Here is a 23,366-nt window from a genome sequence, read left to right as displayed (position 1 = left end):
TAGAAATAATAAAAGGTAGTCTATTTTAGGCTACCTTTTTTATGCTATAGTATTTACTTGCAACTAAACAAAAAATAAAAGCACTTTGTAAAGAAACTGTTATTGAAAATGTAATTATTGTATGATATATTTTGTTTTATTAAGAACTCCAATCCGCTCAAATAGATGTAATTCCATTCCTTTTTTCAAATCTCTACTGGCAGTTGCGGATGACAAATCTTTAAATACATTCATATAATCTTTTCTGGTAAATTCTTTTGTTCCAAGTTTTAGAAAGTATTCCAATCTATCTATATCTTTTAAAATACGATTGTTATAACTAAGTAAACTTTCTAATGACTTTTCAATAACACCAAGCATGTACTCAATAAATGCGGTTTACTTTCCTGATTTATCACTTAATACTAATGACCTTTAGTAATCATCTTGGGTTTTATTGATTAATGTTTTAAATGGTAAAAACTCAAAAATGGGATATTCATTCAATAATATCAAAGTTTGCCACAATCTTCCCATTCTGCCATTGCCATCTAAAAAAGGATGAAAAAATTCCATTTCATAATGAAAAACATAACTTTAAATCAAAGTTAATTCTTCAGGATCTTTCAGGTATTCAAACAAATCCTTCATTTATTCATTTTTACTTTCAAAAAAAATACTACTATTTTGAAATAAACGTTGTCAAAGTTCAAAAGGTTGACAACATCTTTTTTTAATTTTATTGCTCCGCAGGACGGCTTCGGAAATTATAAAGTTCTTATTATTCAGAATTTATTTGTGGGCACGAGCAAGATGCTAGGGCTATCGGAGTTATTTTTTCAGCTTAAAATTTATATTTAAAATATAATCCAGTTTCTAATATTGCTCCAGGTGATTCACTATTATAAGTCGATATTAGTCTAAAACCATATTCATAATTATCGTTTTGAGAAATAAATGCTCTTACACCTAAATCCATACCAAATCCATTACCATCATCTAAATTTAATTTATCATCGAAATCCATATAAGAAAAACCCATAATCGAGGCTATTCCAAACTTTGAATCTTCTGAATTAAATCTATAATCAACATTAAAATAGTATTTACTAACATTGTAATCATCGTTTATCAAATCGCTATCGATTGTTCCATTCATAAAACCTAAAATTAAATTAATTCGGCTTGATGCTTGGTAACCTATACCAGCTCCATATGCTAATCCTGCGTCGCTTTTAATTATCAGAGATGTTCCATACGCTTCCGCATTAAATTTCGATTGAGCGATAATTGTCATTGGTAAGAGTAATAAAATAAGTAAGATTGTTTTTTTCATTTTTTTTTCATTTTTATGGTTATTGTTGTGTTTAGTTACCGCTAACGTCAGCTCGTCTAAAAACCCTCCACCCGAACTGATTTTTATTATTTATGGAAGTAAATATATTAGTTTTACGGGACAATAAAAACCTATTTATTACTTTTTTAGGAACAACTATTACCTTAAAACGCTTGAAATGCCGACCATAAAAAATGAATTTAATCTGGATTTTCCGGGCATTCTATTTTGTCCTTTAAAAAACAATAAAAAAGCCAAATAAAACAAAAGGGATACGAATCCTTAACGGAAATCTACATTCAACTCAACCCATCTCTTTGCGAACCGCCGTATACGAGACCCGCTTGGTTTATACTGAGCTTGCCGAAGTATGAGGTGGTGTGAGAGGCTCTCCCTGTCAGTTTCTGACAGGGCAGTCTACTCGATTGTGCATAGTTTTACTACGACCTGTCTTTAAGATAATCTTTGATATCAGCTCTTAATTTTCCAATTTTTTCTTTATTATATTGAGAGCCTTTGTGTCTATCTTGTTTTCCTACAGCTATTTTCCAAAGGTAACTTTTCAGCAAGCTCCTTTCTTTTTGGTTTAATTCTATAGGAAGTCTAACACCTTTTATATTGTTTGTGCTATCATACTCAAAATATGGCGCAATAGCATCATTTATTTTATGAAAATAATTTTGCATAAATTTATTTTCGCTGTATTCTTCGCTAAATTTTCTTTCTAATTCATAATCAACTTCATATAAATTAATGATCTTAGTCCTCAAAGTATCATTTTTAATAGTTTCTAAACCTCTTGATTTTAAAGATTCATATCCTGATTTGTTTTGAACAACTATAATATCTCGAGAGAGTAGAAAATAAAATGCAACTAAGCTATCATTTTCAACAGACTTTCCGTCTAAAATCTCATTAAAATATTTGAGACTTCTAAATGTAATTTTATAATATTGTTCATCGTTGGCAATATCTATACTATCACGTTCTAATCCATTATAGATTTCTTCTATTATTTTGTTTTCAGCAATACGGTCTTTTCTATTGTCATTCCATCTATCCAATATAAAGGCTAGAGAAACAGCAAGGAAAATCGAAAGAAATTCGAACAAGTATTTTCGCATATTTTTAAATTTAATACGATTAGTTGTTTTCAATACTCAAATTTTTAAATTATCTACAACGTCAGTTCGTCTAAAAACCTCCATTCGAACTGATTTTAATTAATTATGAAGTAAATATATTAGTTTTACGGGACAATAAAAACCTTTTTTATAAAAAGGCAACTGATTATTTTGAAAAAGAAAAAGGTCGTAAAAAGCTTTAAAACGTCTTTTACCAATGAATAAAACCCTTCATGATTATAAGATTTATAGTTCCTACTCAGGCTGTTTCTTTGACTCAAAAATAGTAAAAACATTCTTTGATTGCTAGTACCACACGAAGGGATTTTGCGGGAGGGGGTGGTAAGCAGCACTTGGAAACGGCAAAAGCTAGGTGTATTGCAATCAAAACTCCAAATACAACCTACTGTCAAAACAGTTCGAGCCACTAAAATCAGAAAATGCCAATGTTGCAAAACGGGCAACTTGCATACTATTCTAATTTTTGACAAACGAGGACCGCCTGGGTGGTATCTTGGCGATAGCCAAAATTCAAGTTTCTATAAAAACTAATTGTATGGGTAAGGGAACTTATTCCCCTTAGTGAAGGAAAACACGATAAAAAACCAAGCAATACACTCCACAAAAAAAGAGGACTACTAATCCTCTTCTAAATCTTTATAAAAACACATCGAAAAACCCATAGTGGACGCACATGTAATCGGTGAGCCTGTCCTGAGTTTATCGAAGGGTTCAACAGGAGTTTCATTACTTCGTCCGTTCGCCGTTGGCTCGGGTGTTGGCTTTGCAAGCCCAACGAAACTCTAGCTATTGTGTGCTTTTATTCTTTATCATCCAATATTTTTAAAAGTTTTTGGTTTAAGTATAGTTTCTCTTTACCTACTTTTTCTGATTTCAAAAAACCGTTTTCTTCTAAGGTTATTAAATAGCTTCCCACTGTCTTTAAGTTTCCAATATTTTCGTCAATTAAGTTTTGACGTTTTATGTACGGTAAACGATATAAAATTTCTATCAGGTCTTTGGAATAAATTTTCGGCAACTTCTTTTTGATTTCGTTTGCCGTTTCTTCCATAGCCACCGTGATTTTAGAAAGCCTCTTTAATCCTTTATTGGCAGTTTCTTCAATCATATCCAACATATACAAGATGTAATCGTCCCATTCGTTTTTTTCGGTTATATCACGTAAACATCTATAATATTCACTTTTGTTTTTTATGATATATTCACTTAAGTAGATTGCGGGTGTGTTCAATAACCCTGAAATTTTTAGATATAAAAGTAACAAAATTCTTCCTGTTCTGCCATTTCCATCCGAAAAAGGGTGTATCGCTTCAAATTGATAGTGCAATATTGCCATTTTGATTAATGGGTCTATGGTCTCATCTTTGTTTATAAATTTTTCTAGGTTAGCTAGTTTCTCACGTATTATATTTTCTCCACTTGGTGGAGTGTATATAACTTCACCTTGGGTGTTGCTCAATGTAGTTCCAGGTGTATTTCTTATCGATGCTTTGTTTTGTTTTATACACTGAACAATTTTGATGCAAAGATTAGTTGTTATAAATGGTTTTGTTTTTAATTCCTCTAAACCTAACCAAAGAGCTTCCTTGTAGCTTAATACTTCTTTTGTAGCTAAGTTTTCAATTTTTCTATCCGCAACGAAAGATTTATAAAGTTCATCATTTGTTGTTATAATGTTTTCAACTTCTGAGCTTGCCTTTGCTTCTTGTAAATAAATAGTGTCTAAAAACAGAGTAGGGTTGGGTAAGTTGAGCAAAGTTCCATTCAGTTGTGCCAATACTCGTCCAGCTGAAATTGTTTTTCGAAGTATCTTCTTTGTTTCTATATCTACCTTTGGCGGTAACAAAGGCAAGTTGTTATAGGGTGTATTTCTGTCAAATTTTGTCATTATGTTCAAAGGTCTATTTTACTCTTGTTATTAATACAAGGGCAAAAATAATAAAAAATTACTCTTGTTTTACAAATAAAGGTAAAAATTACGCTCGTTCATTTTTTATGAAAGAAGATTAACTTGTGGACTGCTGCGATATAATAAGGAAAGATTCAACTGAATTTGGTTTGTTTTGTTTTGTAATTACTCTATTATTATTTATCACTTCTGTGCTAGTATTAATCGAAAAAGAAAAATTGGGCGAAAGACTAGGAAAGATCAGAAAATCAGATATTTCTGTTTCAGATTGCTGAAGAAAAAAATAGCTACTAATATGTTTTTTTAGTAAAGCGTGTTTAGGTTTAAAAATAGAAATATTCATAACTAACTATATTTGTCTTTGTGATTTAAAATTACAATCAAAGTCAGTTTTTCATAAACAAGATTCTTATGTATTTCACTTTTTATTGTCGAATTCAAAATTAGCGATTTTTAAATAATACTTTTTTCTGTATATGTTTTTATTTGCACAGTCTGCGGTACGGTTGCCCCTAACTAACGTATACCCGTTTAAACATTCACCAATCTTAATTTGGTTTATTTCCCTTTCTATTCCCAAAAATACTACAATTTTATAACAAACATTGTCAAAGTTCACAACGTTGTTAACGTCTGGGTTTCTATTTTATTGTTCCTTAGGGCGACTTCGGAGAGCGGGCAAGCGTATTCAGTACTGCTCCATGCATAGATACATGGTCAACTCTAACGGGGTTATCAGGAAAGGCCTTGTCTAAGCCATCCCGGTTCAACAGCCGGCCGTTGGGCATTACATTATCATCGTATCCGTAGCCCATAATTATTTCGCCTTTCAGTATTTTTCTTTCCTGTGCAAAGGTTTTTAAGTAGCAATGATGCTTTCAACATCTTTTGCTGGTCCGGATGGTGTAGGATATAATTTGCACTGATTGGCCACCAGCAATGAATTGGTGTAATGACTGTGTGCATCTAAAAAACCGGGTAAGAATGTTTTGCCTGCAAGGTCGTTCATTTGCGTGCTGTCGCCTTTCATTTTTAGGGCATCTTCCTTACTTCCGACAAAAACAATTTTTCCATCTTTTATGGCAACTGCTTCGGCATATTGTGCTTCTTTACCTTCCATGGTAATGATGTCCCCGCCAAAGTAAATAGCATCTGCGGAGGTGGTAACTTCTTGTTTTTTGCAGCTAACTAAAGCTAGTAAAAAACACTGCGAAAATTGTTTTTTTCATCTTATGACTTTTTAGTTGTTATTGTTTTTTATAAATTGATTTAGCTTCTTTACTAGTTTCTATAACCTGAATATCTTTTGGGGGTCAATGGATAGTTTTCTATTTCAATATTAAAACGAATACTGATACATCCACATAAACGTCACCCCTTGATTATCGTTTAGCGCTAAGTATTGAGTAGACTTATGGGTTAGCTCAATTCCGGTTGATACCGTTTTATTAACCTCCCAAATAACATTACCAAAATAGGTGCTGTTTTTCCAAACGCCAGCTCCCATTAAATCTTGCTTATTACATTCATCTTGTCCATATCCGAACCGGCTTTGTAGATTTTTTTGCCAGAAATAGGTGGCCTCTGTCCAAAATCCCTTACTACGGATTTCATTGTCGTTATCACCTTTAGTAGTTTGCAGTATAGTTCCCAGATAGTTGCCAAGGGCTTGACCGGCATATACTTCTCCCTGAATCCCGAATCGCTTTCCTAAACGAAGAGCATACTCACCGCATATTCCATTTACCTGAGGTTTATTTATACGGGTATTTACTATAACTCCCCCGAGGGTTTCATTTTTAAATACTCTATAACTACCTGTTATACCCGAAATAGCTAATTCAAATGCGTTGAAGGGTACCCAGGCATTATCATCTTTTTTGGTTTCATACTTAACAGCCCACTCTAAATTAGGAACGCCATTGTTTTCGGAATTGTTTCGGAGGTCTTTAGAAAAGTAAGTTGAAACTGGCTGAGAAGCGGCGAGTGTAATAGAGAGTTTACTGTTTTTTCCCGTTTCAATAAATCGGGTGGCCCGAAGCTGTCCTCTTGAGCTATTGCCTACACACCCCGAAGAGGCGAGGGCAAAATACCCATCAATCATATTAGGTATTCGCTCGGAAAAAACATCTACCTGTTGGCCCACAGCAAACCTCCACTGATCATTCTTCATATCCACATACATCATAGCGGGTAACAAGCCATAAGCAGGATCTGACAAATCGCGAATAACATAAAAAACCATTTTTGTACCCAACTTAAATGAACCCATTTGAGGTCCGTCGGCAGCCAGATAAATGGTACTGGCTCGGGCATTGATATCAAAGGTTCCCTCTACCCCTGTGGCATCTTTTGGTAAAAGCAAATAGGCCGTTCCTGTACTGGGGGCTGGTCTACGATTGGTAAGCAGCATCGTTGTTTTTAAGTTTGCCCCAAAATAAACATTTATCGAGCTATCTGCTAAGCTGAAAATGGGCTTAGGAGTTTGTGAAAATCCGTGTTTGAACCAAGCGACCAAGAGGAAATAAATAATTATATTTTTTTTCATAACAAAGTTAGCATGCATGATTGATTTTTTTACTTCTCAAAAATATAATCAAAACTTTTATTGAGCACTTTGTACTAATCTAGCTACTATTTTTTGTTGGCTTTTACTTAATGGCTTTTGTTGGCCGGTTTCGTGGTGATGATCGTTCATGCTAACCAGGGTATAAGCCCTAGGATGAAATTGGCGAGGGTATTGGCGTACACGATGATCGCTCATGCTAACCGGGGTATAAGCCCTAGGGGAACTTAGCTTAAAAATAGACTTTCCTTCTTTGATGGTTTGAACCACATTAATATCTGTAATTTTTGCAGGAGACACTTTGAGGGGATTATAATCTAGAATAACAAAATCAGCCAATTTACCGGCTTGAAGGGTTCCTTTGCTTTTTTCTTCCTTAATTTGATAAGCAGCGGCTGATGTAACTGCTTGCAGTGCCTGATAGGGAGAAATTCGTTGATCGGCGCCTAACACTTTTCCAGAACTGGTTACTCTATTCACGGCTGCCGATATCAGGGGCATTATCATAGGTGGAGTAATTGGCGCATCATGAGAAAGCGTGAAAGGAACGCCGGCTTTTAGCATAGACTGTGCTGCCATCCCATTGGAGGCACGTTTTGTTCCCCATATTATTTCTATCTCATCTCCCTGTCCATATAAGCCAAAAGATAAGAAAGACGGGATTGCACCCACTGCTTTCATTCGGGCAATTTGATCGGGCCTTGCGTAACCACAATGAACAAAAACCGGCCTATGGTCGCTCATGCCATGTTTTTTAATGGCAGCTTCAATTGCCCTCAACGCCTGCTCAATTGCCTCATCACCCATCACATGCATATTGATTTGCATATTGGTTTTCCAATACTTGTCAAAAAACGAAAAAATTAGTGAATCCGGAATCTGTCCATATCCTTTAAAGCCGGGCTCTCTTCCGGGCGGAGGAGTGGCATATGCATCAGACATCCAGGCCATAACCGGATTTCCATCTAACCATAATTTTATTCCCCCCAATCTTACTCGATTTATATATCGCTTATCTAAGTCAACACGCTTGCTAAGTAATTTGGTTGCATTTTTAGTTGACTTAGGTGAATAGGATTCGCTAACTCCATACGCAGCATTAACGACATCATCCGTTGCAGATTCTTTAGAAAAAACCACCAAATCTATAGGCAATATTTTCTTTTCTATGGCATTTTCAACAATAGAAATATCGTCTGCCCCTAAACCCAATCCGCATTCCATAGCGGTGGTTTGTCCATTACTAACCCAAAACTCACTCGCTCCTTTAATTACTTTATCAGCAGCTTCTCCTGTAAATGCGGGGCGTTGGTTTCTCACATCAATAAGGGCAGTTTCTTCCATGGGACCTGAGGGCATTTTACTGCCTTTTTCTCTAATGTATTCTCCACCGGCAGGATCAACTGTTTTCTCGTCTATATGTAAAAGTTTCATCAGCGCATGGTTCATAGAACCACCATGCCCCGAAGCATGAACAATAAGTACGGGTCTATCCATGGAGATTTGATCTAATTCATCCGCAGTTGGATGTCGAAGCTCTTCCATTTTTAGAGGAGCATACCCCATACCCACAATCCATCCATCTCCAGGAACCTGAGCAATATGCGATTTCATGCGCTTAATAATTTCCGGAATATCTTTCACACCAGTTAAGGATTGATCCATTAGGTTTTTCCCGTAATAAACCATATGTCCATGGGCATCAATAAAACCAGGGAGCAATGTTTTGCCTTGCAGGTCGTTCATAACCGTGTTATCACCCTTCATTTTTTCTGCTTCCGATTTGCTACCTACAAAAATAATCTTGCCCTCTTTTATGGCAACTGCTTCGGCATATTGTGCCTCTTTACCTTCCATGGTAATGATATCCCCGCCAAAATAAATAGCATCTGCGGAGTTGGTAACTTCTTGTTTTTTGCAGCTAACTAAAAATAGTAAAAAGCATGCGATAATTGATTTTTTCATTTTATGACTTTTTAGTTGTTATTGTTTTTTATAAATTGATTTACCTTCTTTAATGGTCTCCAACACTTTTATATCCTTAATTTCTATGGGTGCAACTTTCAAAGGATTTTTATCCAATATTACAATGTCGGCCAGTTTACCCGCCTTCAAACTGCCTTTAGTATTTTCTTCGAAATACTGATAAGCACCGTTGATGGTGAGAGCTTTTAACCCACGATAGGCATCAATTCGTTGCGCTCCGCCCACTACAACCCCATTACGGGAAATTCGGTTTACCGAAGTCCACAATAAAAACAATTGATCCATTGGGGTTACACTGGCATCGGTATGGTTGGTTGCAATGATATCCATGTCCATGGCTGATTTCATAGGGCTAAGAAAACTCGCTCTTTCCATACCCAAATTGGCAATATGCACATCGCCCCAATAGAAAGTATGGTTGGTAAAAAAGCTTGGCAACATTTTATATTTCTTATAACTATCGAGTTGGTCGGGTCGCATAATTTGGGAGTGGATAATCACAGTGCGTCGATCTGCAGTACTGTCATTCAGTTTTCGCATGGCATACTCATGACCTTTTATCATCATATCAATAGAGGCATCGCCATTGCAATGCGAATACAGTTGCACTTTGTTGGAGTAACAACCCAGCATCAGTTCATTTATTTGTTTCTGTATCAGATTTGGAAAGCCCTTACAGTCGTGACTACATCCCGGTACAGGCGTTAAATAGGATTTTGTAAGAAAGGCGGTTTTCCCTTGTGGTGAACCATCTGTAGCAATTTTCAGCCCACAATATTTCAAATGATTATTGTAAACACCCCATTTAATTTTTCCCGTTCCCAATAACTCTTTCGCCATTTGAAAAGATGGGGCTGCTTGCAAATCGATAAACAGCAGTTTGGCAGCAGCAGCTTTCGCCAGTAAAGGCATTTTTTCGGGAGTCACTAAATGTTCTGCAGCGGTGGTTACGCCACAACTGGCATAATATTCTTGTGCCGCTTTTATTTTTTTAAATTCCTGTTCATCTGATAATACCGTTTTGGTTAAGGGCATAAAAGACACCATGGCCATTTCCTGTACCAGGCCTTCCAAATCGTTGCTTCCTTTTTTGCGAATAAATGTACCGCCAGAAGGATCTTTTGTTGCTGCTGAAATACCAGCTAGTTTAAAAGCGAGAGTATTGGCCACTAGCATATGGCCCGATGTATGAATTAATACCACAGGATTGGTCGGAAAGGCAGCATCCAATTCGGCTGCAGTGGGATGTCTTTTTTCACTTAAAAAATCCTGGTCATATCCCCAGCCAATTAATAAGCTGGTATCACTGAATTGTTGTTTTGTTTTCAATGCTTTTAGGGCAGCAACAATGTCGGGGATTGTGGCTACAGTACCTACCGGTGCGGGGCTAAGGTTGGCCTGCATCGTACCATCGGCAATCGTCAATAAGTGGCTATGGCAGTCAATAAAACCCGGTAATAATGTTTTGCCTTGCAGGTCATTCATAACCGTATTATCGCCCTTCATTTTTTCTGCTTCCGATTTGCTTCCTACAAAAACAATCTTACCCTTTTTTATGGCAACAGCTTCGGCATACTGTGCCTCATTGCCTTCCATGGTAATGATATCCCCGCCAAAATAAATAGCATCTGCGGGATTGGTAACTTCTTGTTTTTTGCAACTAACTATTCCTAAAAAGGAAATAAAAATTACGAAGAGATTGATTTGTTTCATGATTGTTTTGTTTTTTTATATTTTACTTTCAAAACCCATATGCAGCAATATCGATTATTCATGATTTTGAATATGTTTTATAGTCAACGTATTGCGACTTTTAAATGCTACTTTTTCGATTACTGAAAAAACGAAGTTAAGATTTTTTTTTTTTTTGCAATAAATGATTTATGTTTTTTTTTCAATAAATAAAAAATCCTACTTATCTTTAAGCAGGATTTTTAATCTTCATGAATAGCCAATAGTAGCTATTAAAACTTGAAACCAAAGCTGAAATATATTGAATTAAGCTGATCAACTTTTTGTTCTACGCCGTCTTTTTTCATTTTACTTATGTCGCCCTGACTTTCAAATCCAATACCGATGCTCGTTTTATCCGAAATTAAAAATTTTATCCCGGTATTAAAAACTATACCATAATTCCAACCTAAGTTTTTTGTAGTAGTACTTCCGGTAATGGTTTGAAGTTCTGATTTTAGCAATGTACCTACTTACCTTTATTTGACAAATAAAGCGTTTGCAACGCGGGTCTAAAAACATTTTATCTAATATAGTATTTCTGAGAAAACAATGATATCAAAAAGGAAGCTTCATTATTACTATTGTTAAATTAAACCGCATTGCAAATGCTAGGATTATTGTTCTAATTTGAGTAGGTACTCGTCACAGACGAGCACTCAATGTCATTAAGTTAGTGTGTTAAATTGTTGAATATCAGGTATTTATCTTTGTTTTTTAGTAAATAATTTCGTATATTTATTTGATAATCAAATAGTTATTTAATATTATGAAAAAAAACACCTATATTTATTTTTGATATTTTAAAGAAAGAGATTTGCAATCCAGAGCTTATTGAAAAGTATAAAATGTCAAGAAAACATTTTACAAGAACTAGAAAGCAAACATTTTCTACTACACTACTTTTTATGATGAATTTTTTAAGAAAAAGTCTTTCTCTAGAAATTGAAAACTTTGTAAAGCACCTTAAGTTTTTTACTGGAAATAATAAACTTACATATTTTTCGAAAAGTGCATTTGTGCAATGTCGCAATAAAATTCATCCTGAAGTTTTTAAACATCTGAATAATACGTTGGTTAACGAATTTTATACGGATAATGATGCTTCAATAAAGTTATGGAAAGGATTTCGATTATTATCAGTTGATGGTTCAAGAATGACATTACCTAATACCGAAGAACTTAAAAATGAATATGGTTTAGCCAAAAATCAAAACCCATCAGGAGTGGTTCAGGCAAGAATTTCTGTTTTATATGATGTTTTAAACAAATTTGTATTAGATGGTAAATTGGCTCCACTTTCGGTTGGAGAGCTTGCTTCTGCAATTAAGCACCTTGAATGCACAAGGCCTAAAGATTTAATTATTTACGACAGAGGTTATCCTTCATTTCAATTAATCTTTGAGCATTATCAAAGGAATATTGATTTTGTAATTCGAGTAAAAAAGGATTTCAACAATGAAACTATAGCTTTTTATGAAAGTGGATATAAAACTAAAATTGTAAAAATATATCCTGGCAAGAACACTAAAATTAGTGATAAACCATATAATCATCAAACACATCAAATGGTAAGACTCGTTAGAGTAGAACTTCCAAATGGAGAACCTGAGATACTTATAACATCACTTTTAGACAATGTGAAATATCCGTCTAAAATTTTTAAAAATCTATATTTTCAAAGATGGGATGTAGAAAAGTTTTATGATGAGTTTAAGAACAAACTTAAAGCAGAACATTTTTCGGGATATTCAAAACATAGTATTTTACAAGATTTTTATGTAGCACTCTTTGTATCAAATATCCAAAGCCTAATTGTAGGCGAAATAAATGAAGAATTGCATCTAAACAACAAAACTAAATATGTTTATAAAGTGAATAACAATCTATCATACGGATTGCTTAAAGACAGAATAGTTACATTATTTTATTCCGACACTAAAACAGAACTAATATTTTCAGAATTAAGAGAACTTTTTTATAAGCACCTAATTCCAATACGACCCGACAGAAAATTTGAACGACAGAAGGATAAATATCGTAATAGGCAAAAACCAAAAGTGCCTAAAAACATGAAAGATACATTGTGATTTTTGCTTAACTTAATGACATTGGACGAGCACCAGCTGGGGTTCTTAGAGCGGGAGTAACTACCATGCGATAGGAATGCTACGCCAGTCGCTTTGCTCTAGTCGAGCGGGAGGGGGTGCGTGAGGGGTAAAATCACATCGAAATCCCCATAGTGGACGGACAGTAATCGGTGAGCCTGTCCTGAGTTTATCGAAGGGTTCAACAGGAGTTTCATTACTTCGTCCGTTCGCCGTTGGCTCGGGTGTTGGCTTTGCAAGCCCAACGAAACTCTAGCTAATGTGCAACGTTTTTTTCTTTTCTAATTTTGTTTATTCTATTTACTTCACTTAGTTTTTCACTTAACTCATTTTCTATATCGTAGTCATCTTGAATACCCAACCAAAATTTTGCCGAGTTTCCGAAATATGCACTCAATCTTACAGCAGTATCAGCAGAAATTCTTCTGTTACCTTTAATTATTTCAGAAACTCTCGTTTGAGGAATATCTAAATCTTTAGAAAGTCTGTATTGAGTAATTTGAAGAGGTATTAAAAATTCTTCTAATAAAATTTCTCCGGGTGTTATGTTTTTTAGCTTCTCCATTTTTTTTAATTTTAATGATAATCTATAATTTCAACTTCTAGAGCATTTCCATTGTCCCATTTGAAAATAATTCTCCATTGATTATTAATTCTTATACTGTTAAACTCTTTCAAATTGCCTTTTAGTTTTTCGAGTCTATTTGCTGGAGGAATTCTCAAATCATTAACATCTATTGAGTTATTGATCATTCTCAATTTTCTTCTTGCGGTATCTTGAATTTCTCTAGGAAGTTTTTTTGAAACAATTCCATTCCAAATTTTTTCAGTTTCTTTATCTTTAAATGAAACAATCATACTCTTTTCCGTTACTAACGTCAAAGATAAGTATTAATTTGTTAAGTTTTTCATTTAAGCAGGATTTTTTCAAAAATGTTGTATAACGTCAGTTCGTCTAAAAACCCTCATCCGAACTAATTTTTATTAAATATGAAGTAAATATATTGGTTTTACGGGACAATAAAAACCTATTTTATTACTTTTTTAGGAGCAACTATTACTTTGAAACGCTTGAAATGCCTTCCACAAAAATAGAACTTAATCTGGATTTTCCGGGCATTCTATTTGTCCTTTAAAAAACAATAAAAAAGCCAAATAAAACAAAAAGGATACGAATCCCTAACGGAAATCTACATTCAACTCAACCCATCTCTTTGCGAACCGCCGTATACGAGACCTGCTTGGTTTATACTGAGCTTGCCGAAGTATGAGGTGGTGTGAGAGGCTCTCCCTGTCAGTTTCTGACAGGGCAGTCTACTCGATTATGCTTTCGTGCTAACTAATTATACTTTCGAACTAATCTTAATAATAAATTTAAATTTTTAAATTATTTTATTTCTTCAATATCTTCCAATTGCCAAGTCTTATCAAAGTAAGTTTCAGTTGGCCCGTAAAAACGGAAGTATGGAAACCAACCTTTGCCTGGTAATGTTTTAATATAATTTTTATTAGCACCTTTAGGTTTTGTAGGGCCAAAGTAAATATCAACAGAACCATCAGCATTTTTCTCAATATCTTTTCTTGAAGACATGTCTGCAGAACCTTGATCGGTTACCAATGGTCCTCTTGTAACATTATCATATAATGTAATTGACCAAAATTGTTTAACTGGTGCATTGGCTGGAACATGAAAATGGTAACTCTTTGAACCCACAAGCCATTTACCTGCTTTGTCTTTTGAAGTTTCCAAATAAACCTGACCAAATCCTAATATTCTTCCTTGCATTCCTGTGCTGTTTCCAATGGCTTCATAAAACCATGAAGCTCTTTGATCCAGTTGGGTATAATTACTGTCTTCTTGATTTAATTCAACCATGTTAGCATACTCCCAATGCTTGTCCTTCCAAACAATTGATCCGTCAAATCTTTTCTCATAAGCATTGGCCCGAGCGGTCAATTCACCCACTATGGCTGCCTCGTTAAAAATTTTGGTCAAGCGCTCATCCGGTTGAAAAGCTTTACCTTTTTCAATTCCAAGTGAAGCCATCATACCATAAATAACCCTGTCACGGGTTTGTACAGGTTCTGGTTCAAGTGCTTCAGCCACCATTTTAAAATAGTTCGCATCAGTAGGTTGTGCAGATGTCCATGCTTTACCATTTACAGGAACAAAATTAGTTACAGTGGCCTTTGATCTGTCGTTCCAACTGTAAATTTTAAATTTCCTAATAGTCTCCTCAGCAATTTTTGGATTTGGGTCTAATGCTCTGGTGCCAAACCACACTTGTACAGTAGGAGAAATATAAACCCTGTAACCTGGAGCAGCAATCATTTTAGAACCAGGAGGAAGAAACAAATATTTACCTCCTGCACCTTTGTCGGGTCCGGTTTGACCAATATCTGTAATAGGCTGCTGCCAAAGATCAAGAAGACCACCCGCTATTAATCCTGCTGGTGCATCGATAACGAATGCACCTTGCTTGTCGAAGTTCCAAAAGCTAAATGCATAAAGCGTTGTAATGTTTGGTGTAAGCATACCACTTTTATCTTTAAGGTCAAAAAACATCGATATCTCACCGTCTTTTATACCAAGTTGATCACGTTGAGCAAGGTGCAATCCATGAAAGCCAACCATTGGCAATGCCCAAGTGTGTATCTGACATGCCCTTTGAAAATCCCTTTCATCATAGAGTTTTGTAATAGCATCTTCTGAAGGATAACCACTTTCTAATTTTAAATCACCAAATCGTGTAACAATATTGTCACCTGTTTGTTTTTGCTCTGTATTATCGGTGTTGGAAGTTGCTACTTTTTCTTTCTGATTGCAGCTGATAGTAATTGTTACTATTAATAAAGATAGTAACCCTGTAATTTTAGTTTTGTGTTTCATTTCTTTCGTTTTACTTATTAATTAATTATTTATTGACTATTTATTAAGGTATTAAGTTATAAATGTATCCGCACCAAGCATGACATATAACGATTTGCATGCTAGCGATGTGCCCGAAACCGGAGCACCGAACTGCCAACCTAGAACAAATTTACAAAAGAAATCCGAACTTCCAATTTAACGCTGAACAATCGGCAATCGCTCGTATGCTTTTAGTGGCAGGCAAATCTGTCTTTTTCGTAATTTGTTAACGCTTTTTAAGTCTTAATAGAAATTGGTTTGATGTTCTTTTAACCATTTTGTTATAAACACAATCTGACCTGTATGAAATGAGAAGTGTTCTGTAATATGTATTAAAACTGAAACGCCTGTTTCCTGTTGATTCTGTAGCGGTAGAATATCCAATAACTTATCATTGGTAACTGATTGAATACAAGAGCGTAATTCTTCGCTTAAATTAGTCAGCATAAGTATAAGTTCTTCTTTACTATGTGTTTTTTCAGCATCAAATTCTAATTGCCTATTTCTCAAAAAAGGTTTTCCACCAATAGAGTCAAGAATCCATTGATTCAAATTGCCATTCAGGTGCAATACCAAATTACCAACACTATTAGACTGACTATTTGGGTGATACCAAATTTCTTCTTCATTTAACATTTCGAGGCATTTAATGACACGAGGAAAATTTTCATCTATCAAGTATCTTACAATATTATCGATAAAAGCATTCTGAAGTTGAGTTTCATTATTGTTCATAATAGGTTCATTTATTTTTAAATTTTTGTAAATATAAATTGTTGTCCTAGTTTTCAATTAATTGTATACCTTTTCTAACTGGCGGCCAATGCTTGCCACCAACGTCAGTTCTTCTAAAAATCCTCCACCCGAACTGATTTTTATTATTTATGGAAGTAAATATATTGGTTTTACGTAATAATAAAAACCTTTTTTATAAAAAGGTAGCTGATTATTTTGAAAAAGAAAAAGGTCGTAACAAGGCTTAAAAACGTCTTTTACAAACCAAAAAAACAAAGCCAATACTTTGAGGTACTGTTTGAGCGTGTTTTGGTCAATGAGATTAAAAATTCGTTTAAGATTGTAGGCTGTAAAAATAAGTCCCACATCAGCCGAGGCATGTTTGATGGTTTTTTTAGTCATGATATAATAGAAGTCCCATTGTCTTTTTATAGTTCCGTAAGGGTGTTCCACAATGGCCTGCCTTCTGAGGTAGGTTTCATAATTGTTTTCTATTCTAACCTTGTTTTGATAAATTAAATCGGCATGCTCAGAACGTTCTATGAGTCGGCTTTTGGCGTTTGGTACATTTAGAAAACAACTCACAGGTTACAAAAGCACTGTTACCAACTGCCTTTCTTTCGTCCATTGGCTTTAATCAAATTTAAGTCCGAGTGCTTCTATATGTATCTTGTCAATTTTACAATTTTTCACTTCTACAGCATTAATAATTTTATCTATTACATTTACTGTCGTTTCGGCACTTGGTTTTTTAGAACCTTTCACGTTCGTTAACCAGTCCATTACATCCCGCATTTCATTGTCCATATGAAACTGTAGAACCGACATGTGTAAATCCTCAAATGGAATAAAAATCCATCTTCCATAGTAAGGTGGTCTTTTCTTTTCTTCTTTTGTAGTTGAAAGTTCTATAGACTTCCATGTGTACATTGCCCAACCATCAATTTCACTCGAGTTGTTCATTAAATCAACTTGTTGTTTAATTGCCGATAATCGGTTGATTCCAAATTCTCCACAGAATATTGGACGTTGTGTTGTTTCTGCTCTTCCTAAGTGTTTTGGTAATTGCTTCTCAATTTTATTCCCAAACCAACTGTAAAAATGAAATTGATAACAAGCATTAGAATCTAAAAGGCTATCATATTTTGAAAGAACATCCAGTTTTGTCGCATAGTGATTGCCTTCATAAATAATCATATGATTCGGGTCGTATTTTCTTATTGAGGTAGTTATTTTTTGATATAAATCAATTAATTCCTTTTCTCGTTTCCGATTGATGTTTGGCTCATTGATTAAATCGTACCCTAAAATGATTTGTTCGTCTTTGTAATGTTGAGCTATTTCCGACCATATAGCAGCTGTCTTTAGCTTTGCTTCTTCAGAGTCCCACAAAACTGTTGCTCCTGTCGTATAGTTTGAAACCCATAAAGTATTTTGAGGCTTAGCGGCATGAATCATTGAAAGTATAATGGCTACCTTGTTTTCTTTAAAAGTGGGTAAAAGATTATCTAAAGTAGAAAATAGCACATTCTTAATAGAGTCGTTGACAAATGACTCCGCTGAAAAACCAACTCTTACAGAATTAAACCCCATTTTCTTCATAAGACGAATATCTTCTTCAGTTATGAAATGCTCCATCATCTGTTTCGAAAAATTGCCGTAAGCATTCGTACTGAGAATCTCATTCAAATTTTCCGCTGTAATTTTATGTACATTTTGTGCACCCCCAAAAATGTAATTCTCTTGGTAAAGCCAACAACTGACATTTGTAGCTTTAATGATGAAACGATTACCATTTGGATCTATAATATCACCCTTAATTCTGCGAAAATATTTTGCCTCATTCGACTGAGAAAAAGCCGAAATGGTTAAACTTAGAAAAAATGTAAGCACTATTATTTTATTCATATTCTGCTTTTTTGTCTAAGGTTGCAGCCAACGTCAGTTCGTCTAAAAACCTCCATCCGAACTGATTTTAATTAATTATGAAGTAAATATATTGGTTTTACGTGACAATAAAAACCTATTTGTTACTTTTTTAGGAACAACTATTACTTTGAAACGCTTGAAATGCCTTCCACAAAAAAAGAATTTAATCTAAATTTTAGGTGCATTCTATTTGTCCTTTAAAAAACAATAAAAAAGCCAAATAAAACAAAAGGGATACGAATCCTTAACGGAAATCTACATTCAACTTAACCCATCTCTTTGCGAACCGCCGAGTACGTGACCTGCTTGGTTTATACTGAGCTTGCCGAAGTATGAGGTGGTGTGAGAGGCGCACTCCGTCAGTTTCTGGCGGAGCCGTCTACTCGATTAGCGGTTCGTTGTTTTTTATTTCAAAATGTATTTATTTGTAATTTCTTTCTCGACTATTATTTTAGGGACTTTGTCAATATATTCAATTTTAAATTCGTCAATTAAATCTTCATTTTCAATTTCAAAATCTACTCCATTAATTATATGCTTTTGAAAAAAGTAAGTTACGTCTTTGTTAAGATAATTTTGTACAATTTCTAAAAATAGCTCATCGCTAAACTTCCTATTTTCAGTTGTACAAGTTTTTAAAACATCTCTCATTAAGTCGTCTAAAGATTTTGTGTAATTATTTTCCTTTAAAATTTGATTGTCTAACCAAAAAGCAAAAATAGCGCCTCTCAGGTATGGTATTTTTTCAATATTCCGGTTTGTCCAATATTCATCTTGAATTATATAATTTGGTTTATTTCTTTCGGGATTTTCCCAATGTGCTTTTAGTACATCTCGGTTAAAATAATCAAGCCATTCCTTTAAAGAAATATCATTGTTGCGTAACCTATTTTTATATGTGTAATAATCGGTAAACCCTTCGCTAAACCATTTATTTAAATCTCCATTTTTCATTGAAATTTTCCCTCCAATCCAATCATGCATCATTTCATGATTGAAGATGTATGATATATCTAAAAAACTATTAAAAGGATTGTTTGTAGATTGGATTAAAAATCCGTTGGCTACACTTGACCCTCTAATACTTTGGCCTTTATAAAGACTGTCTGTTTGCGTTATGGTTGGTGTAATGATAACTGTATAATAGTCAAAATTATTATCTTGCCAAAACTCTCTTTGGGTTGAAATTGTCTTTTTTAATGTTTCAAAAAGATGTTCATCTGTGTATTCTCCCATCCAATTGCCTCTTATTGCAAAATAAACAGGATTATGTAAATAATTGAATGATCTAATTCTGTAATCTCCACCAACAAATAATGAATTATAAAATTCACTCCAGAGTCTTACTTTTAACTTTTGACTTAACTGTTGCGATCCGAATGTGTTATGTATTATGAAACTTTTTGGAAAATTAACCCATTCAATATCTGCAATAATTTGAGGATCTTCAATGTTAGTTTCAATCATTTCTTCAGGAACAACGAACAAACTTTGTCCTAAAATATTAAAATAATTCATTCTTAACTGCGGTCTGTATCTTGCTTTATGGTTTTCTTCTTTTATGTCTTGTACGATGTGATATGAGAAACTAATATTTTTCTCATGTGGGTGATAAACAACAATTCTATTGCTATCAGCTAGAATTTTAAATGTGTACTTAGGGTTTTCTTTTTCAATCAATATCAAACAGTTTGTAAGATTGGTTTCTCCCCAAACTTCGTTGGAATATCGAAAATATGTAGAGTCAGATGCTTTTTTTGAAGAAAATAAAACTTGTATTTTTAATCCTTCATTTTGAAGATTATCCGAATAAAATATTTTGTAATTTATTTTGGTTTGTCCAAAAGTTAAAGTTGTCGTTAAGGTTAATAATAAAAGTATAAAAATATTTTTCATTTTTTTCGAGCTTAATCTTTTTTGTCTGAAGTTCAATGACCGCTAACGTTTCGGCCTTGGCGAAGTGGCGGTTCAAAAAGCACAAATGTTCAAGCTAGCACAAAGGTAAGTAAAAATACCTAAAGTTTCATCCTAGCACCGAACCCGCCATTTTGCCAAACTGCTTGTGTGTGCCCTGCATATGCAGGACACACCCCGAAAGCTTTTCAAATAGTTCAAAAATACAAATTTTGACTACAAAAACTAATTCTCGGGGTGTTATTTTTCCAGAGGGTGTAAGTCCCTTAACCGCGAGAGTAACGTCTCGAAGGTTTAGCACGTGGCAAGGTGGTTTATCGTGAGGTATGCACTGAAGGAAGCAGGACTACAGAATCAGGTACTGACGAACAGAAATGTCATAAGAGGCAATTTAAAGCGGATAAGCGTCCACAGCAACGCAACGTCCAAAGAATACCAAACTTTAATTTGTAGATGACGCAGGCATTGGAGGAAGGAAAAAGCGGTTACCAGGGGAGGTCTCTTAGATTACGAGTTAGTCACAAAGAGAAGTCAGCAGAGGTCATAGTACTTGAAGGCAAACGAGATGCGAATAGATACCGCATAGGACTCACAAACAAGGAAGGACTGAACGTAAATCTCCAAGAAATTCGACTAGGAAAGTTATCTTAGCCTAGTCTTAAAGTAAAGTTATGGATAGCTCAAAAGGTGTAAAGAGCTTTTGATTGATGATTTACGAACCGCCGAGTACGTGAGCCGTACGCTCGGTGGTGTGAGAGGCTCTCCCTGCTAGTTTCTGGCAGGGCAGTCTACTCGATTGGCAGTAGTTGTTCTATTTGATATCATTTTCACATATCAATTTTTATAATTCCAAATATTTGCCCAATTGCAATTCCAGAGAAAATTAAGCCTCCAAAAATCATAAAAATTACACTTCCATAATTAAATTTTTTTTCTTTTTCCATAATAAACAATTCAGGATTTTTTGGACTGTACAATATTTCAATATTTTTGTTTATGTTATTTTGATAAGTTTTTACTATACTTAAATCAGTTGAAGCGTAATAATGTGGTTTTTTTGTTATAAGGTTTCCCTCTAAGGTTTTGAATTCAATAATTGGTGTTTTATGACTATCTTCGTCTTTTTCGTATGATAATATTTTGCCATTAGTTTTTATTCCTTTTTTGTTAATGTAGTCAAAAAAAATTAAGCTATTTACAGAATAGTACATCAAAAGTATTCCTAAAATTAAAAAGCAAAATATTGGTTTATAAAACAGAAAGAAAGCAAATAAAGTAACAATAAAATACCCGTAAATTTTTTTCTGTTCCATTTCATTTTTTTTTCTTAACCTTAATTTTTTCGCGGTCTGAGATACAATTACTGCCAACGTTTTTGGGCTTGGCGAAGGTGGGGTTTAGAAAGTACCAAAGTTCAAATTTAGTACAAAAGCTAATAGAAAGTACAAATGTTCAGCCTAGTACTAAAGCCCCACTTTTGCCAAACCCATGTGTGTGCCCTGCATCCGCAGGACACACCCCGAAAGCTTTTCAAATAGTTCAAAAATACAAATTTTGACTACAAAAACTAATTTTCGGGGTGTTATTTTTCCAGAGGGTGTGAGTCCCTTAGTCGCGAGAGTAACGTCTCGAATGTTTAGTAAGCTGCAAGGTGGTTTATCGTGAGGTATGCACTAAAGGAAGCAGGACTACAAAATCCGGTACTGACGAACAGAAATGTCATAAAAGGCAATTTAAAGCGGATAATCGTCCACAGCAACGTAACGTCCAAAGTTTACCAAAACTTTAATTTGTAGATGGCGCAGGGATTGGAGGAAGGAAAAAGCGGTTACCAGGAGGGCGGAGCGTTAAGAAAATGTCCGGTGGACATTTTTAGCGAACGAGCCAGGCGGCGGGGTGGCAAAGGATTACGAGTTAGTCACAAAGAGAAGTCAGCAGAGGTCATAGTACTTGAAGGCAAACGAGATGCGAATAGATACCGCATAGGACTCACAAACAAGGAAGGACTGAACGTAAATCTCCAAGAAATTCGACTAGGAAAGTTACCTTAGCCTAGTCTTAAAGTAAAGTTATGGATAGCTCAAAAGGTGTAAAGAGCTTTTGATTGATGATTTACGAACCGCCGAGTACGTGACCCGTATGCTCGGTGGTGTGAGAGGCTCTCCCTGTCAGTTTCTGGCAGGGCAGTCTACTCGATTAGGCGTTCGGCTTTTTATTATTTAATCCGTTTAGTATTCTTTAAAAGCATCTCCACTCAATAACTTATAATTTTTTGTATCAACATAAGAGATTAGTATACTTAAATCTGATTCTATTTTTATCCTAATCATTCCGTTACCATTTTTGCTTAAAAAATGACTTTCAAAAATATATAAACCATCTTTAAGTGCTTTTTTTTCATCATCATAAGTTTTATTATTAAACTCTTCAAATTTTTCTTCATTTATTTCAGGCTCTCCGTATTTTTCAATCAGTTTTGATTTTATGTAGGTATACCTTGATGTTGCGTCAAATAATGATTCTCTCTCAGGTAAAATTACAATTACACTTGCTACTGTTTCTTTTTTTCCTTGAACTAAAAGTTGGACTTTTTCGCCAGTATATCTGCCTGTTAGTACTGCATCAACTTCTGTTATATCTTTAAGCTTGAAGTTTTTGTTTTTTAGTTCTTTAACAAATTGCTTAATTGTTCCATTTATGGGTATGTCTAAAAATGTAAAATGTTCATGATTTTCAATTATTGAAGTAATTGTATCTTTATCATTTTGATTATTATTTGATTTATTACCTTGTCCAAATACAGACATTGAAAATAGACATAATGTTGATAAAAAGTAAAATTGTTTTCTCATAATTAATATTTTTATTGTTATCGTTCTGTCAAGCTGACGCCTAACGGTTTCGGGCTTGGCGAAGGTGGCGATTTTCACCACAAATGTTAATGCGGAGAACCAAACTTTGATTAACCACAAATGTATCTGCGGAGAACCGAACCGCCACTTTTGCCAAGCATCTATGTAAAAGCATAACTTTGAATTTCCTAAAAACGAAGATTATGCAATTACACGATGCCTTAACTATTCCAAAGATATTCATTGGATTAGATATTCACAAAAA

Annotated in this window: 20 protein-coding genes and 1 pseudogene; 1 reads left to right on the top strand and 20 read right to left on the bottom strand. The window is 34.5% G+C overall.

Features of this window, described 5'->3' with window-relative positions; all coding sequences use genetic code 11:
- Positions 1–114 precede the first annotated feature (114 nt).
- The 11 genes and pseudogenes from ACIQ2Z_RS05785 to ACIQ2Z_RS05735 all read right to left on the bottom strand — a co-directional run bounded on the left by ACIQ2Z_RS05785 (position 115) and on the right by ACIQ2Z_RS05735 (position 11,116).
- Positions 115–360: a hypothetical protein gene (locus tag ACIQ2Z_RS05785; protein WP_396183199.1), complete on the bottom strand. Its 246-nt coding sequence runs from the start codon at positions 358–360 to the stop codon at positions 115–117.
- Positions 361–414: 54 nt separating this feature from the next.
- Positions 415–558, bottom strand: a pseudogene (locus tag ACIQ2Z_RS05780) (Fic family protein); the annotation flags it as partial.
- A 265-nt stretch (positions 559–823) separates the two neighbouring features.
- Positions 824–1,315: a hypothetical protein gene (locus ACIQ2Z_RS05775; protein ID WP_396183198.1), complete on the bottom strand. Its 492-nt coding sequence runs from the start codon at positions 1,313–1,315 to the stop codon at positions 824–826.
- Between the two features lie 440 nt (positions 1,316–1,755).
- The gene (locus ACIQ2Z_RS05770; RefSeq protein ID WP_396183197.1) at positions 1,756–2,472 is read right to left on the bottom strand and encodes a hypothetical protein; all 717 of its coding nucleotides are present in this window, start codon (positions 2,470–2,472) and stop codon (positions 1,756–1,758) included.
- A gap of 787 nt (positions 2,473–3,259) precedes the next feature.
- On the bottom strand, positions 3,260–4,348 hold the full coding sequence (locus tag ACIQ2Z_RS05765) for a Fic family protein (protein WP_396183196.1): 1,089 nt from the start codon (positions 4,346–4,348) through the stop codon (positions 3,260–3,262).
- A gap of 677 nt (positions 4,349–5,025) precedes the next feature.
- Positions 5,026–5,202 (bottom strand): amidohydrolase family protein, encoded by a 177-nt coding sequence (locus tag ACIQ2Z_RS05760; RefSeq protein WP_396183224.1) that lies wholly within the window; start codon positions 5,200–5,202, stop codon positions 5,026–5,028.
- Positions 5,203–5,228: 26 nt separating this feature from the next.
- Complete coding sequence (locus ACIQ2Z_RS05755) at positions 5,229–5,489, bottom strand: hypothetical protein (RefSeq protein WP_396183195.1); 261 nt, start codon at positions 5,487–5,489, stop codon at positions 5,229–5,231.
- A gap of 219 nt (positions 5,490–5,708) precedes the next feature.
- Complete coding sequence (locus ACIQ2Z_RS05750; RefSeq protein WP_396183194.1) at positions 5,709–6,935, bottom strand: hypothetical protein; 1,227 nt, start codon at positions 6,933–6,935, stop codon at positions 5,709–5,711.
- A gap of 39 nt (positions 6,936–6,974) precedes the next feature.
- Entirely contained in the window at positions 6,975–8,900 is a 1,926-nt protein-coding gene (locus ACIQ2Z_RS05745) for an amidohydrolase (RefSeq protein WP_396183193.1), read from the bottom strand.
- Positions 8,901–8,918: 18 nt separating this feature from the next.
- Complete coding sequence (locus ACIQ2Z_RS05740; protein WP_396183192.1) at positions 8,919–10,634, bottom strand: amidohydrolase; 1,716 nt, start codon at positions 10,632–10,634, stop codon at positions 8,919–8,921.
- A 251-nt stretch (positions 10,635–10,885) separates the two neighbouring features.
- Entirely contained in the window at positions 10,886–11,116 is a 231-nt protein-coding gene (locus tag ACIQ2Z_RS05735; protein ID WP_396183191.1) for a hypothetical protein, read from the bottom strand.
- Positions 11,117–11,437: 321 nt separating this feature from the next.
- Here ACIQ2Z_RS05735 and ACIQ2Z_RS05730 point away from each other — a divergent pair, with 321 nt between their 5' ends.
- Entirely contained in the window at positions 11,438–12,742 is a 1,305-nt protein-coding gene (locus tag ACIQ2Z_RS05730) for an IS4 family transposase (RefSeq protein ID WP_396183223.1), read from the top strand.
- A gap of 274 nt (positions 12,743–13,016) precedes the next feature.
- On the opposite strand, the gene ACIQ2Z_RS05725 is transcribed toward ACIQ2Z_RS05730, so the two are convergent.
- The 9 genes from ACIQ2Z_RS05725 to ACIQ2Z_RS05685 form a co-directional block, all read right to left on the bottom strand.
- On the bottom strand, positions 13,017–13,325 hold the full coding sequence (locus tag ACIQ2Z_RS05725; RefSeq protein ID WP_396183190.1) for a HigA family addiction module antitoxin: 309 nt from the start codon (positions 13,323–13,325) through the stop codon (positions 13,017–13,019).
- An 11-nt stretch (positions 13,326–13,336) separates the two neighbouring features.
- Positions 13,337–13,618, bottom strand: coding sequence for a type II toxin-antitoxin system RelE/ParE family toxin (locus tag ACIQ2Z_RS05720; protein WP_396183222.1), 282 nt, complete (start codon positions 13,616–13,618; stop codon positions 13,337–13,339).
- A 529-nt stretch (positions 13,619–14,147) separates the two neighbouring features.
- A complete protein-coding gene (locus tag ACIQ2Z_RS05715) occupies positions 14,148–15,650 on the bottom strand; it encodes a DUF1254 domain-containing protein (protein ID WP_396183189.1) in 1,503 nt (500 codons plus the stop codon).
- Between the two features lie 264 nt (positions 15,651–15,914).
- Complete coding sequence (locus ACIQ2Z_RS05710; RefSeq protein ID WP_396183188.1) at positions 15,915–16,406, bottom strand: DinB family protein; 492 nt, start codon at positions 16,404–16,406, stop codon at positions 15,915–15,917.
- A gap of 147 nt (positions 16,407–16,553) precedes the next feature.
- Entirely contained in the window at positions 16,554–16,991 is a 438-nt protein-coding gene (locus ACIQ2Z_RS05705) for a hypothetical protein (protein WP_396183187.1), read from the bottom strand.
- 48 nt (positions 16,992–17,039) lie between these two features.
- Positions 17,040–18,314, bottom strand: coding sequence for a glycoside hydrolase family 5 protein (locus ACIQ2Z_RS05700; protein ID WP_396183186.1), 1,275 nt, complete (start codon positions 18,312–18,314; stop codon positions 17,040–17,042).
- Positions 18,315–18,740: 426 nt separating this feature from the next.
- A complete protein-coding gene (locus tag ACIQ2Z_RS05695) occupies positions 18,741–20,231 on the bottom strand; it encodes a M1 family aminopeptidase (protein WP_396183185.1) in 1,491 nt (496 codons plus the stop codon).
- Between the two features lie 845 nt (positions 20,232–21,076).
- Complete coding sequence (locus ACIQ2Z_RS05690) at positions 21,077–21,619, bottom strand: DUF3592 domain-containing protein (RefSeq protein ID WP_396183184.1); 543 nt, start codon at positions 21,617–21,619, stop codon at positions 21,077–21,079.
- Positions 21,620–22,477: 858 nt separating this feature from the next.
- On the bottom strand, positions 22,478–23,101 hold the full coding sequence (locus ACIQ2Z_RS05685) for a hypothetical protein (protein WP_396183183.1): 624 nt from the start codon (positions 23,099–23,101) through the stop codon (positions 22,478–22,480).
- Positions 23,102–23,366 lie beyond the last annotated feature (265 nt).

Source organism: Flavobacterium sp. (genome assembly GCF_044361015.1).
Taxonomy (GTDB): domain Bacteria; phylum Bacteroidota; class Bacteroidia; order Flavobacteriales; family Flavobacteriaceae; genus Flavobacterium.
Note: the sequence above shows the minus strand (reverse complement) of the source record. Positions and strands in the feature narration are given on the sequence as shown.

Coding starts and splice junctions, on each gene's coding strand:
- ACIQ2Z_RS05785 (WP_396183199.1), bottom strand. CDS start 360: ATGCTTGGTGTTATTGAAAAGTCATTAGAAAGTTTACTTAGTTATAAC.
- ACIQ2Z_RS05775 (WP_396183198.1), bottom strand. CDS start 1,315: ATGAAAAAAACAATCTTACTTATTTTATTACTCTTACCAATGACAATT.
- ACIQ2Z_RS05765 (WP_396183196.1), bottom strand. CDS start 4,348: ATGACAAAATTTGACAGAAATACACCCTATAACAACTTGCCTTTGTTA.
- ACIQ2Z_RS05755 (WP_396183195.1), bottom strand. CDS start 5,489: ATGGAAGGTAAAGAAGCACAATATGCCGAAGCAGTTGCCATAAAAGAT.
- ACIQ2Z_RS05750 (WP_396183194.1), bottom strand. CDS start 6,935: ATGCATGCTAACTTTGTTATGAAAAAAAATATAATTATTTATTTCCTC.
- ACIQ2Z_RS05745 (WP_396183193.1), bottom strand. CDS start 8,900: ATGAAAAAATCAATTATCGCATGCTTTTTACTATTTTTAGTTAGCTGC.
- ACIQ2Z_RS05740 (WP_396183192.1), bottom strand. CDS start 10,634: ATGAAACAAATCAATCTCTTCGTAATTTTTATTTCCTTTTTAGGAATA.
- ACIQ2Z_RS05725 (WP_396183190.1), bottom strand. CDS start 13,325: ATGGAGAAGCTAAAAAACATAACACCCGGAGAAATTTTATTAGAAGAA.
- ACIQ2Z_RS05720 (WP_396183222.1), bottom strand. CDS start 13,618: ATGATTGTTTCATTTAAAGATAAAGAAACTGAAAAAATTTGGAATGGA.
- ACIQ2Z_RS05715 (WP_396183189.1), bottom strand. CDS start 15,650: ATGAAACACAAAACTAAAATTACAGGGTTACTATCTTTATTAATAGTA.
- ACIQ2Z_RS05710 (WP_396183188.1), bottom strand. CDS start 16,406: ATGAACAATAATGAAACTCAACTTCAGAATGCTTTTATCGATAATATT.
- ACIQ2Z_RS05700 (WP_396183186.1), bottom strand. CDS start 18,314: ATGAATAAAATAATAGTGCTTACATTTTTTCTAAGTTTAACCATTTCG.
- ACIQ2Z_RS05695 (WP_396183185.1), bottom strand. CDS start 20,231: ATGAAAAATATTTTTATACTTTTATTATTAACCTTAACGACAACTTTA.
- ACIQ2Z_RS05685 (WP_396183183.1), bottom strand. CDS start 23,101: ATGAGAAAACAATTTTACTTTTTATCAACATTATGTCTATTTTCAATG.